The organism is Variovorax sp. LjRoot175 (assembly GCF_964253805.1).
Lineage (GTDB): Bacteria > Pseudomonadota > Gammaproteobacteria > Burkholderiales > Burkholderiaceae_C > Variovorax.
In genome coordinates this window covers 1433385-1447238 of record NZ_CAXURY020000002.1, presented here as the reverse complement: position 1 = coordinate 1447238, position 13854 = coordinate 1433385, and the positions used below count along the sequence as shown (strand labels likewise).

Sequence of the window (13854 nt, the reverse complement as noted above, 5' to 3'; positions counted from 1 at the left end):
TTCAACCCCTAGGCCAATCCGTCCAGCGGTTTGTCCATGGTGAGAGGATAGTTGCGGACCCGCACGCCGGTCGCGTTGTAGACCGCATTCGCAACCGCTGCGCCAACGCCGCAGATGCCGAGTTCGCCCACTCCCTTAGCCTTCATCGGCGACGACTTGTCATCCAGTTCCTCGAGGAAGATCACATCCATGTCGGGAATGTCGGCGTGGACCGGGACGTGGTATTCGGCGAGATCGTGATTGACGAAGTAGCCGTAGCGGGTGTCGACCACGCACTCTTCTATCAGCGCCGCGCCGATGCCCATGGTCATCCCGCCGAGGCATTGATTGCGCGCCAACTTGGGATTGAGAATGCGGCCCGCGGCGGCGACGCTCAGCAGCCGGCGGATCCGCGTCTCGCCGGTGAACCGGTCGACGGCCACCTCGCAGAAATGCGCACCGAAGCCCGCCTGCGCGTATCGCTTTTCCAGATCGCCGAAGACGATCGTGCCGTCGGCGCTGATCCCGACCGGACCCGCCACCTGCGCGAGCGACATCGACCGGCCGCCGGCATGAACCTGCCCATCGCGATAGCTTAAGGTCGGCGCCGGTCAATCCCGCCCTCTGCGCGATCTGCCGGCGAAGTTGCTCGCATGCGGCGAAGACACCGGCCGTGGCGCTGTTGGCTCCCCAGGAGCCGCCCGAACCGGCCGAGGCAGGGAAGCGGCTGTCTCCCAGGCGGACCTCGACCTTGTCGATCGAGAGGCCGAGCATCTCGGCCGCGGTCTGGGCGATGATGGTGTAGCTGCCGGTGCCGATGTCGGTCATCTGCGTCTCGACCAGGACGCTGCCATCGGGGCGCAGTGTTACGCGTGCGCCCGAATCCTGCACCAGGTTGTTGCGGATGGCAGAGGCGACCCCCATGCCGATCAGCCAATTGCCCTCGCGGACCTGGCCGGGCTTGGGATTGCGCTTCGACCAGCCGAATTCTTCCGCTCCACGACGCAGGCACTCGACGAGCTTGCGCGTCGAAAAGGGCCGGTTCGGTCCCTTCTCGGGATCGAACTGCACGTCATTGATGATGCGCAGTTCAACCGGATCCTTGTTCAGCTTCTCGGCGAGCTCGTCCATCGCGGCTTCGAGCGCGAGCAGCCCCACCGCCTCGCCGGGCGCGCGCATCGCGTGGCCCACCGGCAAGTCCATCTCGGCGAGCCGATGCGAGGTCATGCGGTCCTTGCCGGCATAGAGCAGCCGTGTCTGCTGGGCCGCGTTCTTGATATTCCGGCCGGCCTGGTTGCCGGACCAGACCTCGTGACCGATGGCCAGGATGCGCCCCTGGGGATCGGTGCCGATCCGCAGACGCTGGATCGTCGCCGGCCGATGAGCGGTGTTGTTCATGATCTGCGGCCGCGCGAGCCCCAGCTTGACCGGCCGTCCGACGGCTCGCGCGCCCAGCGCCGCGAGCACCGCGTCCGACTGGATCCACAGCTTGCCCCCGAAGCCGTCGCCGACAAAGGCAGAGACCACGCGCACGTTGTCCTTCGGGATCATCAGGGTTCCTGCAAGGTCACGAATCGCCCAATGGACCATCTGGTTCGAGGTCCACACGGTCAGGCGATTCCCCTCCCAGCGGGCGATGGTGGCATGGGGCTCCATCATCATGTGGCTCTGGTCGGGCGTGGTGTAGCTCACGTCCAGCTGCGCGGGAGCGGCCGCGAAGCCCCGCGCAAAATCGCCCGCGGCGCTGTCGGGCTCCTGTGTGACCGGCGGCTTGACCGCATGGGGCTTTTCCCGCGCGAGGTCGAAGCGCCCTTTCCTGGACACGTACGAGACGCGAACCAGCTTGGCGGCATGACGCGCCTGCTCGAAGGTCGCCGCGACGACCAGCGCCACGGCTTCGTCGTAATGGTGCACCTGCGGCCCGACGAGCTGCGGGGCCAGCTCATCCTTGCGCGGGCCCTGCCTGGGTGCATTGCGATGCGTCATGACATGCAGCACGCCCGAGGCCGCCTCGGCATCGCGGGTGTCGATGCGCGCGATGCGGCCGGCCGCGATGCCGGCGCCGACGACGAAGCCGTAGGCCGTGTTCGCCATGCCCTCGCGGTAGTCCTGCGCATAGGGCGCCTGGCCAGAGACCTTGCGTGGCCCGTCGATTCTGTCGAGCGGCTTTCCGACGACGGTTTGTTGATCGATCGGGTTGAGGCCGGCAGGCCGGTCGAAGTGGTAGTCGGTCATGAGCGCGCCTCCTGCAGCACCGCAGCGAGCGTGCGCTGGGTCAGCTTCAGCTTGTAGGCGTTCTGAGAGCTCGGGCGAGCGCCGGCGAGCACCGCCTCGGCAATGGCCTCCGGGCTGGTCTCGCGCTCGGCCGCCTCGACGCGCCACGGTCGGTGGGCCAGGCCCCCGAATGCGAAACGCTGGACGCCGTCGGCCACGACGACGGCGACGGAGACATTCGCGAAGGCATACGAGCTGCGGTCCCGCACCTTCCGGTACAGATGCGTGCCGCCGAGCGGCTTGGGCAGCACCACGGAGGTGATGAACTCGGCTGGCCGAAGATTGGCTTCGACGTGCGGTGTGTCGCCCGGCAGCCGGTGCAGTTCGGCGATCGGAATGAAGCGGGTGGTGCCTTGGGGGTCGACCGTCTCGACCGCCGCATCGAGGACACGCAAGGCAACCGCCATGTCGGAAGGATGGGTGGCGATGCAGGCGTCGCTCACGCCCATGATCGCGAGATTGCGGCTGAATCCGCCTATGGCCGCGCAGCCAGCGCCAGGCGTGCGCTTGTTGCAGGGCTTGGTGGTGTCATAGAAGTACGGGCAGCGTGTGCGCTGAAGCAGGTTGCCGCCGGTCGTCGCTTTGTTCCGGAGCTGCCCGCTTGCGCCTGCGAGCAGGGCGCGCGAAAGCACGCCGTAGTCACGCCGCACACGCTGGTCGGCGGCGAGGTCGGTGTTGCGAACGGCAGCGCCGATCCGGAGTCCTCCTTCCGACGTCGGCTCGATGCGATTGAGACCGAGGCGATTCACGTCGATGAGGTGCGCCGGCGTCTCGATCTGCAGCTTCATGAGGTCGAGCAGATTGGTGCCGCCGGCGATGAACTTCGCGCCAGGCGCGCGGGCCGCAGCGGCGGCTGCTTCGGCGGCCGTTGCCGCTCGTTCGTAGGTGAAGGGTCTCATCGCGCTCCCTCCTCATGAACTTCCCGTATCGCAGCGACGATGTTGGGGTAGGCGGAGCAGCGGCAGATGTTGCCGCTCATTCTTTCGCGCACCTCCTCGTCGGAGTAGCCGACCTCCAGCAAGTCGCGCGTCACATGGCTCGGTATGTCATCGCGAATTTCGCGCAGTACGGCGACGGACTAGCAGATCTGGCCCGGCGTGCAGAAGCCGCATTGGAAGCCGTCATGCTTGACGAAGGACGCCTGCATGGGTGCAGACGCTCGGGCGAGCCCAGGCCCTCGATCGTCGTGATCGTCTCGCCATCGTGCATCACGGCGAGGCTGAGGCAGCTGTTGATGCGCCGCCCGTTGACGATCACGGTGCAGGCGCCGCACTGGCCGTGATCGCATCCCTTCTTGCTGCCGGTGAGTTGCAGATGCTCGCGCACCGCGTCGAGCAGCGTCACCCTCGGGTCCAGCTCGAGCTGGTGCGTCGTGCCGTTGGCGACCAGTTGGATCGGCACGGCCGATGGCATGCCCTGTGAAGACGGCAGCGCGGCTTCGTTGAGGGGCGCGGAGGAAGATGGACCGACCACTGCCCGTGATGGCGCCGGCGACCAGAAGGTCCCGTCGGGTGACGGAGAAAAAGGATTCGTTGTGTTCGCTCAATGGTGCTCCGTGGATTTCGATGCGAGCTTCGAATGAGCGGAAATTCTGCGGCCATCGCTCCTCCAGCCAAAGGGCTGCGATTCAACGGGGCGTTGAGAGAATTTCATCGAAGCGAGCGCAACGCGTCGCGTGGACAGCGCTGCGACCTCGCTCGCGCAGCCTCAGGGCAGGTTCGCTGCGCGGATGCTGTCGATCAGCTGGCGCAGCCCCGGCGGCATCTGGCGGCGGCTGGGGTAGTAGACGAAGAACGGTGGCCCGATGGCGGTCCACTCCGCCAGCACGACCTCCAGTTTCCCTGCCTTGACTTCCTCGCTCACGCGCCGCTCCAGGCAATAGGCTAGGCCGACGCCGTCGATCGCGGCCTGCACCGAGGTCTCGGTCTCGTTGGCGCTCACGGGGCCGGGAACATCGATCTCGCAAGCTTCGTCGCCGCTGCCGAGTTCCCACTTGTAGATCGAGTTGTCGCCGATGCGCATGCGCACGCATGTATGGTGCATCAGGTCCATGGGCTGCGAAGGGCGGCCGTGACGCGCGAGATACTCCGGCGAGCCGACGACCACCCAGCGCAAGGGCCGCGTCAGTGGCACCGCCACCATGTCCTGCGGTACGGTGCCGCCGTAGCGGATGCCGGCGTCGTAGCCGTCGCCCACGATGTCGACCAGGCGGTCCTCGACGGTGATCTCGAGCTGGACGTCCGGATAGGCTGCGAAGAATTCGGGCAGTATCGGCCCGAGCAGAAGTCGGGAGGCGTCGCGCGGCACATTGATGCGAAGCCGCCCCGCGGGCACGCCGCGATATACATCCAGTTCGGCCAATGCATCGCCGATCGCCTGGAAGCCGCGTTCCAGCTTGTCGGCGAGCGCGCTACCGGCCACCGTCGGCACCACCGAGCGGCTGGTGCGATTGAGCAGCTTCACGCCCAGCCGCGTCTCGAGGTTCTTGATCGAGTGGCTCAGTGCGGAAGTGGTGAGGCCGAGTTCGATGGCAGCCTGGCGAAAGCTTTGCCGTCGCGCGACTGCCATGAACACATTCAGATCGGCCAGTTCGGAGCGGGTAAAGGCGGGCATCGTTGTGCCCAGTTTAATGGACCGTTGAAATCCATTCATCGTCCTTTTGACTAGATTCAAAGCGTTCCTTCAACGCATGACGATCACATGGAAACACTTCATATCGAAGGCATCGCGAAACCTGTCTCGCGCGTGGGCCTCGGCACCTGGGCGATCGGCGGCTGGATGTGGGGCGGCACGGACGACGCGCAGTCCATCGCGACCATCCGCGCTGCCGTCGACTCGGGCATCAACCTCATCGACACCGCGCCGGTCTACGGCTTCGGTCACTCGGAAGAAATCGTCGGCGAGGCCTTGGCGGGCGGTCTGCGCGACAAGACCGTGATCACCACCAAGGCGGGCCTGGACTGGCCGAACGGGTCGGTGCGGCGCAACGCGACGGCGGCACGCATCCGCACCGAGGTCGAGCAGTCGCTGCGCCGGCTGCGCACGGACCGCATCGATATCTACCAGGTCCACTGGCCGGACCCGCTCGTGCCGCACGACGAGACCGCCGCGCAGCTGGAGAGGCTCCGGCGCGAGGGAAAGATCCTCGCCATCGGCGTGAGCAACTATTCGCCGTCGCAGATGGAGAGCTTCAGCCGCAAGACGCTGCTGGCCACGGTACAGCCGCCCTACAACCTGTTCGAGCGAAGCATCGAGAACGACGTGCTGCCTTATGCCAGGCAGCACGGGCTGACGGTCCTCGCGTACGGCGCCTTGTGCCGCGGCCTGCTGTCGGGCCGCATGCGTGCGGACACCGTCTTTCCGGGCGACGACCTTCGCAGCACCGACCCCAAGTTCCAGCAGCCGCGCTTCAGCCAGTACCTGGCGGCCGTCGATGCGCTGGAGCGCTTCGCGCACGAGCGCCACGACAAGTCGGTGCTGGCGCTGGCGATACGCTGGATCCTCGATCAGGGTCCGACGATCGCGCTCTGGGGCGCGCGCCGGCCGGACCAGCTCGCCGGCGTCGATGCAGCCTTCGGCTGGAAGCTGAGCGACGGCGACCTGCGCGACATCGATGCGCTGCTGGCGCGGCACATCACCGACCCTGTCGGACCCGAGTTCATGGCGCCGCCGACGCGGAAGGACTGATCGCATGGCCACCCAGATCGGCTTTGTCGGCCTCGGATCGATGGGCTCCGCCATCGCGCGCAACCTGATCGATTCCGGCCACGCGCTTCATGTCTTCAACCGCAGTCCCGCAGCCGCGCAGCCGTTGCGCGACGCGGGCGCCGGCGTCGCGGTGAGCCCCGCGCAGGCCGCGCATGCGGCCGACGTCGTCTTCACGATGGTGGCCGACGATGCCGCCGTGAACGCGGTCAGCTTCGGCGAGGCCGGCCTGCTCGCCGGGCTGAAGCCGGGCTCATTGCACATTTCGATGAGCACCATCAGCGTGGCGGCCGCGCGAGAACTCACGTCGAGGCATCGCGATGCAGGCATCGGCTTCGTCTCCGCGCCCGTGTTCGGCAGGCCGGACGCGGCCGCCGCGCGCAGGCTCTTCATCATGGTGGCAGGCTCGGACGAGGACCTGAAGGTCGCCGTGCCCCTGCTGGAACAGCTCGGCCAGTCGGTCGGCATCGTGGGCGCGGACCCGTCGCAGGCCAACCTGGTGAAGCTGATCGGCAACTTCATGCTCTCGGTCGTGATCGAGACACTGGGCGAGGCCTGCTCGGTGGCGGGCAGGGCGGGCATCGATCCGATGCATCTGGTCGATCTGCTGACCAGCGCGAATTTCAACGCGGCTCCCTACAAGATCTACGGCCCCCTGATCGCGTCGCAGCGCTTCGAACCCGCCGGTTTCTCGCTGCCGCTCGGGCAGAAGGACAACCGCCTGATGCTGGCCGCCGCCGAAGCGCTCGGGGTGCCAATGCCGTTGGCGAGCCTGGTGCGCGACCGCTTCCTCGCGGCACGCTCGCACGGTGCGGGCGATGGCCACGACTGGTCGGCCATCGCACTGTGCGCACTCGCCGAGGCGGGGCTGGACAGGCCAGTGAACCGGCCATGAAGGCTCAACTCGTCGTTGCCGCGGCTGCTTTCCTCGTGGGCCTGAGCTTCACTGCCTCCGGCCGGAAGCTGTGCAGCTACGGCTGCTGGATCGATGACCTGATCGGGCTGCTGCTGCCGGCTTCATATGGATGGCTCGCGGGCGGGCTGCCGTGGATCGCGGTGGGTGTCCTGCTAGCCGCGCAAGCGATGCGATCCCGCAGCAAATGAATGAAAGCGCGACATGCGCATCCCTCAACGCCAAAGCTTCATGAGCGACAACTCTCTCAAGCCCCGCCTTCTCGGCATCTCCGGCAGCCTGCGAAAGGGCTCCTTCAATACCGCCATCCTCGCGAGCCTCGGGGCCTCCGTCGAAGAGCGCGCGAGCCTGCAGATTCTGCCGCTGTACGACCTGCCGCCCTACGACCAGGATGCAGATACCACCACCCCGCCGGAGGCGGTAGCCCGCCTGCGTGCCGCCATCGGCGCGGCGGACGGGCTGGTGATCGCATCGCCCGAATACAACCACAGCATCTCCGGCGTGCTCAAGAACGCGCTCGACTGGGCATCGCGCCCCTTCGGTCAGTCGACACTGAGCGGCAAACCCGTGCTGACGCTGACCTCGTCCACCGCGTTCACCGGCGGCGTCCGCGCGCAGGCCCAGTTGACCGAGGTGCTGACCGCCATCGCGGCGAAGCTGGTGCACCGGCCGCAGACGGTCATCGGCTCGGCCCACCAGAAGATCGTGGACGGCAGGCTCGTCGACGAGGCCACGCTGGGCTTTCTCCAGGACGGCATCGACGATCTCCTGCGGGTGATCCGGCGCGACGCCGCGGTCTGACTTTCTCGGTTCTGGCGCTCTCGCAGCGCGTGCGACAACAAGCATCCGCGGCCGCCGGGGAATCGTCCGCTCAAGCGAAGCCATTCGCACGAGGCATCGGATGAGATCGCTGTCTTCTCCCCCGTTTCCGCATTCACTCACAACTTGTGAAAGACGTTCAATGAAGACCTTGAAACTCATCCCCACGATCGGCTTTTTCCTTCTCGCTGCCGCCGGCGCCCGCGCCGAGACCTATGAAGGCGTGCATCCGCTGACCACGGCCAGCAGCCGTGCCGACGTGCAGGCAGAGGCCGTCGCCGCCGCACACAGCCCGAACCCGTATGCCGAGGGCGCTTCGGCCGTCGAGCCCTCGGTAGTAACCGCCTCGACCGACCGCGCCAAGGTGCAGGCCGAAGCCGTCGCCGCCGCGCATGCGCCGAATCAGAACCTGCGCCGCGAAGCCTTCCCAGGCAGCGTCATTCCGCCGCAGTACACGGGCGATCGTCCTCAAACGCGCAGTGCCGCGGCGGCGATGGGCATCGGTAACCCATGACTGCATGACTGCCGCCGCGCACCCTCCATGGCTTCGGCCGTGGAGGGTGTGCGCTTCGCCCCAAACGCTTCCGCACCCATAACGAATCACTACAGAGGAACAACACGCATGCGAGTCCTGCTCTTGCTGCCCTTCATCGGGCTCTTGTGGCTGCCGTTCTACAACAGCGAATTGCCTGCGCTGGTCGGCTTTCCTTTCTTCTATTGGTACCAGCTGCTGTGGGTACCGCTCACGGCACTGCTGATCTGGATCGTGTATCGGCACGAGTACGAGAGCGGAGAAGCATGATGGAAGGACAGATTCATTGGACCGCGCTGGCCGTCTTCGTCTTCTTCTTCCTGCTGGTCACGGTGATGGGTTTCGCCGCCTCGCGCTGGCAGACCGGTGGGGAGGCCAAGGGCGCGCACCTCGACGAATGGGGCCTCGGCGGCCGGAACTTCGGCACCTGGATCACCTGGTTCCTGGTGGGCGGCGACTTCTACACGGCGTACACCGTCATCGCCGTTCCGGCGCTGGTCTACGCGGTGGGCGCCTATGGCTTCTTCGCTTTGCCCTACACGATCCTTGTCTACCCCATCGTCTTCATCATCATGCCCAGGCTCTGGCGCGCCGCACAGCGCGCCGGCCATGTGACGGCGGCCGACGTGGTCTACGGCCGCTACGGATCACGCGCCCTCGAACTCGCGATTGCCGTGACGGGCGTCGTGGCCACCATGCCGTACATCGCGCTGCAGCTCGTCGGCATGGAAGTGGTCATCAAGGCGCTGGGGCTGACGGGCGAGCTGCCGCTGGCGGCCGCCTTCGCCATCCTCGCGCTCTACACCTATTCGGCCGGGCTGCGGGCGCCGGCGCTGATTGCCTTCGTCAAGGACCTGATGATCTACATCGTGGTGCTGGTGGCGGTGGTGCTGGTACCCATGAAGCTGGGCGGCTACGGCAGCGTGTTTCGCGCCGCCGGCGAGGCCTTCACGGCCAAGGGCGGAGCGACCGGCCTCACGCTGAAGCCCGGCCAGATGCTGCCCTTTGCGAGCCTGGCGCTCGGGTCGGCCATGGCCGCCTTCATGTACCCGCACACGCTGACGGGCATCTTCGCGGCCAAGAGCGCCAACACGATCCGCAAGAACGCCGTCTTCCTGCCGGCCTACACGGTGCTACTGGGCCTGATCGCTCTGCTGGGCTATATGGCGCATGCCGCCCATCTCACGGTCAAGAGCAACAACGACGTGGTGCCCGCGCTCTTCAACGCGCTGTTCCCGCCGTGGTTCAGCGGCTTCGCCTTCGCCGCCATCGCCATCGGCGCACTGGTGCCGGCCGCGGTGATGTCGATCGGCGCCGCCAACCTGTTCACGCGCAACTTCTGGAAGGCCTATGTGCGGCCCGACATCTCGCCGGCCGGCGAAGCCAAGGTCGCGAAGATCGTGTCGCTCGTCGTCAAGGTCGGCGCGCTGGTGTTCATCCTCTTCCTGCCGACGCAGTTTGCGCTCGACCTGCAGCTGCTCGGGGGCGTCTGGATCCTGCAAACCTTTCCAGCGGTGGTGTTCGGCCTCTTCGCCGGCTGGTTTCGCGCGCCCGCGCTGCTCGCGGGCTGGGCCACCGGCATCGCCGGCGGCAGCTGGCTTGCCTTGGCTGACGGCATCAAGCCGGTGCATACCTTCGTGCTTGGCGGGAGCAGCTACACGCTCTACACAGGCCTCATCGCGCTTGCACTCAATATCGCCGTGGCGGTGCTGGGGCAGCTGTTGATCAGGAGCGTGGCTCGGTCACGAGAGCTGCCGGTGCTGTCCGGGCAAGCTTGGCGGAGGTGGAGTGGAGGGAGGTGAACACAGGTATGCGCTTCGGGTCTTTGCAGAAGGGAAGCTCATTCGCTCAGCCCTCTCTCTGCAATCCGATCGAACGACTCACCTAGCGAAGCCAACTTGAAAAGGGAAAAATCTTGAAACGACGACAATTGGACAGGGCCAGCACCGAGAAAGCCTTGCTCAGGGCAGCCTCCTTAGCCTTGGAGAAGGCCAGAGCGTACATCGCCGACGGCGGCATGCTCTGTCGCCTGTCGATCAGGAAGATGCGCTGCGCCATGAAAGGGAAGCCTATCAGGCTCAGCCCGAACGGGCCGCCATCCACTTTGCCTGGTCTCGTCGCGTCAACTGCTCGACGTCAGCCGCTCGCTGCTTCATGAGCCACCCGTTCATTCGCCCGCCGAGCGGATGCGCTGGCGCAAGAAACTCGTGGAAGACGCCAAGGCGGCGGGGCGCGGAGCCTACCGCACGGCGCTCATTCTGAGCAACGAGAGCGTCCGAGGTGCGCAACCTTGCGCAACGCTCCGCGGCTGCGGCCAAGGAGATCAAGGGGCTCATCGATGAATCCGTCGGCAGCGTGGCTGCGGGCACCGCACTGGTGGGTGAAGCCGGCCGAACGATGGATGAAATCGTGGGCAGCGTGCGCCGGGTGACCGACATCATGGGCGAGATCACGGCGGCGAGCCAGGAGCAGACCTCGGGGATCGAGCAGATCAACCAGGCAATCACGCAGATGGACCAGGTGACGCAGCAAAACGCGGCGCTGGTGGAAGAGGCGGCGGCTGCGGCGCAGTCGATGCAGGAGCAGGCCGGCAGCTTGGTCGAAGCGGTGGGCGTGTTCAAGCTGGACAACGCTGCACTGAGTTTGGGGCGCATCAAGCCATTGCACGCCGCCGGGGCCGGCGCGCGTGGGGCGGCACCGAAGCCACGCCCAAGCCCCCTGGCGAACCCTCGAGAAAAGAGCCCCGCCTCACCTCGCCTCGCCGTGGCCGGCCAAGCGGCGGGCGAGTGGACCGAGTTCTGAGGTACCTCATTGCTCGCGAAATATTCGGGTTTTCCAGGCTACCGTGGTTCCGCCGCAGTTCACGATGGAACGTCGTCCCGTAAGGCGCAGCGCGGCGGCCGCGATTGGCACCGCAACCCGATGACTGCATGAACCATGAGCGAGGCGCCATGCGCTTCGACTCATAAGGTGGCAAACAAGGCAATGGCTTGCGAGAATCTCTTCTCGCAAGCCATTTTGCTTTGTCTGGACCTATGCAATCCCATGGGCGCGCGACAAGCGACAGCCGCCCTCCCTGGGCGCCCTCGGCGTCAGCCCTGCAGATGCAGCGCCATGGCCGGATCGCTGACGCCCGGCCTGCCGCTTTCCACCCGGCCGGCGAAGCGGCGCTCGAAGTTCTCGGCGCTGACGGTGAAGTCGTACCAGTCGCCGCTCGTCTGAAGGTTCCATTGCTGCGTCTCGGCCTCGCCGGGCTTGATGTCCATCGTCCACGGGCCATGCTTGCTGTAGGCGTTGGCCGTGATCGTGACGCGGCCGGCTTCCCTGCCGCTGTTGTGCACCCTCAGGTAGAGATGGCCGCTGCGGGCCTGGTAGCCGATCTGGACTTCGGGCTTGAAAGCCGCAGTGTCGTGGAACAGCGCATCGCCCTTGAAGGTGCGCACGAAGCCGTTGGGGCCGTAGACCCAGAGCTCGTACTTGCCGCTGTCGGAGGCGCCGGTGTTCCAGCTGTCGGTCAGTGTCTTGCCGGCCTCCACGGTGTAGCGGCGCGGAATGCGGTCCAGGTGCAGCTTGTCGTAGACGTGGAAGACGGCGCCCTGCTTGCCGCTGTTGGCGAACACCAGCGAGAGCATGCCGCGCGACTCCACCCGCGCGCTGGTGTGCAGCTCGTAGGGGAGTGCACGCGACGGGCGCACGCCGGTCTCCTGGAACAGCGGCTGCGGCGTGGCGGGCGCAGTCGTCACGGGGGCCGTGGGCAGCAGCCTCTGCGCCGCATTGATCGCGGGGAAGTTGCTCGTGTCGGGCAGTTTGGGGAAGACCGGGTCGTTCGGGCTGACGAAGTCGAAGCAGGAGGTGAGGTCGCCGCAGACTGCGCGGTGCCACGGGCTGATGGCGTCCACCGTGATGCCGAAACGCTTCTCCAGGAACATGCCCACGGAGGTGTGGTCGAACACCTGCGAATCGACCCAGCCGCCCTTGCTCCACGGCGACACCACGTACATCGGCACGCGCGAACTCAGGCCCCACGGGCGAATCTTGCCGCTGGTGGTGTCATTGACGTTCAGGTAGTTGCCCACGGAGGCGTCGAAATACTCGCCGTCCAACGCCACGGTGGACTTGCCCATCAGGTTGCCATTGACGTCATACGACGGCACCGCCGGCATCGGCAGATGGTCGAAGAAGCCGTCGTTCTCGTCGAAGGTCACGAAAAGGGCCGTCTTGCTCCAGACCTTCGGATTGGACGTCAGCGCGTCCAGCACGTCCGAGATGAAGTCGGCGGCGCCGGCAGTGCCTTCGCTGCTGCCGGGATGCTCGGCCAGGGCCTGCGTGGGCAGCACCCACGAAACCTGCGGCAGGGTGTCGTTCATCACGTCCTGCTTGAGCTGGGCGAGGAAATTGACAGCGCCGTCAGCCGTCGCGGGGCCGCCCGTCAGGCCGTGCTCATAGATCGGCGAACCCGGCTGTGCAGTGCGGAAACTCTGGAAGGCCAGGCAGCCGTGCATGGCGCCCGTCCAGTTGTTGTTCATGTTCTGGTAGATGTGCCAGCTGATGCCCGCCTTCTGCAGGACATCCGGCAACGTGGCCCATTTGAAGGCGTTGTTGACGTACTTGTAGTTGTAGGTACCCGTTGCGGGATCGATCTGACCCGACCCGTCTGCCTGCTGCGCCCTGTCCGCGACCCATCTGGACGGGCTGGGCCAGCAGCGCGAGTTGACGGGCTCGGAATCAGCGTGCGTGCTGTTGATGCCCTGCTTGCGCAGTTCCGGGTTGAAGTTGGAGCCCGACCAGAAGATGATGCGATTCGGGTCGGTGCCGGTGAGGACGGAACAGTGATAGCCGTCGCAGATCGTGAAGGCATCGGCCAGCGCGAACTGGAACGGAATGTCGTCGCGCAGGTAGTAGCCCATCGTCGCCTGGTTCTTGAACTGGATCCAGCGATCCATCTTTCCCTGGTTCCACGCCGCCTGCTGATCGGGAAAATTGTGCGGCGTGCCGGATCCGATCAGCGCCCTGCCGGTCCTGGAATCGCGGCGAAAGGGCTGGATCTCCGCGCCGCCGCTGGGGTTGGGTTGGAAATACACCGACTTGCCGCTCGCCAGCGGAATCGGGAAGCGGTCGCCGAAGCCGCGCACGCCGCGCATGGTGCCGAAGTAGTGGTCGAAGCTGCGGTTCTCCTGCATCAGGATGACGATGTGCTGGACGTCCTCGATGGTGCGCTTCCTTACGTCCGCCTGGACCGCGAGTGCGCGCTGGATGGAGGGCGGCAGCATGGTGAGGGCGGTCGCGGCGCCCAGGGAGCCGGCGGTCTTGCGAAGGAAGTCGCGTCGTTGGGGATTGTTCGTGGTCATGGTGGCAATTCGAAGATGGAAGGGACGAGGAGGGGGCGGATCAGGGCGCCCAGGTCACGGATGGCGAGGAGGCGTTGTCCGCGGTCGAGCCATCGGCCGTCGCGCCGTTGGGCTTCTGCGCGGCCGGCGCCTGGCCGCTGCCGGGTGCCGTCGCACCCAATGCGCCGGCATCGGAGCCGGAGCCACCGCCGCCGCACGCGGCGAGGCTCAGTAGAAGAGCGGCGGCGCAGACGCCGCGGGTGGGGAAGACAGGTTTCATTGCGGGATTCCTTGGTTGAGAGATG

At 66.3% G+C, this 13854-nt stretch carries 12 protein-coding genes and 3 pseudogenes; 8 read left to right on the top strand and 7 right to left on the bottom strand.

Annotation, left to right across the window (positions count from 1 at the left end):
• Nucleotides 1-8: 8 nt before the first annotated feature.
• From ACSQ89_RS37405 to ACSQ89_RS37390, 4 genes and pseudogenes are all read right to left on the bottom strand, one after another.
• Nucleotides 9-2214 (bottom strand): annotated as a pseudogene (locus ACSQ89_RS37405) (molybdopterin cofactor-binding domain-containing protein).
• Nucleotides 2211-3152 (bottom strand): FAD binding domain-containing protein, encoded by a 942-nt coding sequence (locus ACSQ89_RS37400; RefSeq protein WP_436297179.1) that lies wholly within the window; start codon nucleotides 3150-3152, stop codon nucleotides 2211-2213. Before ACSQ89_RS37400 ends, ACSQ89_RS37405 begins: the two are co-directional and overlap by 4 nt.
• A pseudogene (locus ACSQ89_RS37395) lies at nucleotides 3149-3751 on the bottom strand (2Fe-2S iron-sulfur cluster-binding protein). The gene ACSQ89_RS37400 and the pseudogene ACSQ89_RS37395 overlap by 4 nt, the downstream one beginning before the upstream one ends.
• A gap of 209 nt (nucleotides 3752-3960) precedes the next feature.
• Nucleotides 3961-4866, bottom strand: a complete 906-nt coding sequence (locus tag ACSQ89_RS37390) for a LysR family transcriptional regulator (protein WP_436297178.1) — start codon at nucleotides 4864-4866, stop codon at nucleotides 3961-3963.
• A gap of 87 nt (nucleotides 4867-4953) precedes the next feature.
• Here ACSQ89_RS37390 and ACSQ89_RS37385 point away from each other — a divergent pair, with 87 nt between their 5' ends.
• The 7 genes from ACSQ89_RS37385 (at nucleotide 4954) to mctP (ending at nucleotide 10024) form a co-directional block, all read left to right on the top strand.
• Nucleotides 4954-5940, top strand: coding sequence for an aldo/keto reductase (locus ACSQ89_RS37385; protein ID WP_436297177.1), 987 nt, complete (start codon nucleotides 4954-4956; stop codon nucleotides 5938-5940).
• Between the two features lie 4 nt (nucleotides 5941-5944).
• The gene (locus tag ACSQ89_RS37380; protein WP_436297176.1) at nucleotides 5945-6853 is read left to right on the top strand and encodes an NAD(P)-dependent oxidoreductase; all 909 of its coding nucleotides are present in this window, start codon (nucleotides 5945-5947) and stop codon (nucleotides 6851-6853) included.
• Entirely contained in the window at nucleotides 6850-7062 is a 213-nt protein-coding gene (locus ACSQ89_RS37375) for a hypothetical protein (RefSeq protein ID WP_436297175.1), read from the top strand. The genes ACSQ89_RS37380 and ACSQ89_RS37375 overlap by 4 nt, the downstream gene beginning before the upstream one ends.
• A 40-nt stretch (nucleotides 7063-7102) precedes the next feature.
• Entirely contained in the window at nucleotides 7103-7672 is a 570-nt protein-coding gene (locus ACSQ89_RS37370) for an NADPH-dependent FMN reductase (protein ID WP_436297174.1), read from the top strand.
• Between the two features lie 160 nt (nucleotides 7673-7832).
• Nucleotides 7833-8204 carry an alpha/beta hydrolase gene (locus ACSQ89_RS37365; RefSeq protein ID WP_436297173.1) on the top strand — a complete coding sequence of 124 codons (372 nt, stop codon included), beginning with the start codon at nucleotides 7833-7835 and terminating at the stop codon, nucleotides 8202-8204.
• Between the two features lie 108 nt (nucleotides 8205-8312).
• Entirely contained in the window at nucleotides 8313-8492 is a 180-nt protein-coding gene (locus ACSQ89_RS37360; protein ID WP_436297172.1) for a DUF3311 domain-containing protein, read from the top strand.
• Entirely contained in the window at nucleotides 8492-10024 is a 1533-nt protein-coding gene (gene mctP, locus ACSQ89_RS37355; RefSeq protein ID WP_436297171.1) for a monocarboxylate uptake permease MctP, read from the top strand. The genes ACSQ89_RS37360 and mctP overlap by 1 nt, the downstream gene beginning before the upstream one ends.
• Nucleotides 10025-10106: 82 nt before the next feature.
• On the opposite strand, the gene ACSQ89_RS37350 is transcribed toward mctP, so the two are convergent.
• Entirely contained in the window at nucleotides 10107-10280 is a 174-nt protein-coding gene (locus ACSQ89_RS37350; RefSeq protein ID WP_436297170.1) for a hypothetical protein, read from the bottom strand.
• Between the two features lie 204 nt (nucleotides 10281-10484).
• On the opposite strand from ACSQ89_RS37350, the pseudogene ACSQ89_RS37345 reads away from it, so the two are divergent.
• A pseudogene (locus ACSQ89_RS37345) lies at nucleotides 10485-11024 on the top strand (methyl-accepting chemotaxis protein); the annotation flags it as partial.
• A gap of 290 nt (nucleotides 11025-11314) precedes the next feature.
• On the opposite strand, the gene ACSQ89_RS37340 reads toward ACSQ89_RS37345, so the two are convergent.
• Nucleotides 11315-13570, bottom strand: coding sequence for a phosphocholine-specific phospholipase C (locus ACSQ89_RS37340; protein ID WP_436297169.1), 2256 nt, complete (start codon nucleotides 13568-13570; stop codon nucleotides 11315-11317).
• Between the two features lie 40 nt (nucleotides 13571-13610).
• Entirely contained in the window at nucleotides 13611-13829 is a 219-nt protein-coding gene (locus ACSQ89_RS37335) for a hypothetical protein (protein ID WP_436297168.1), read from the bottom strand.
• Nucleotides 13830-13854 lie beyond the last annotated feature (25 nt).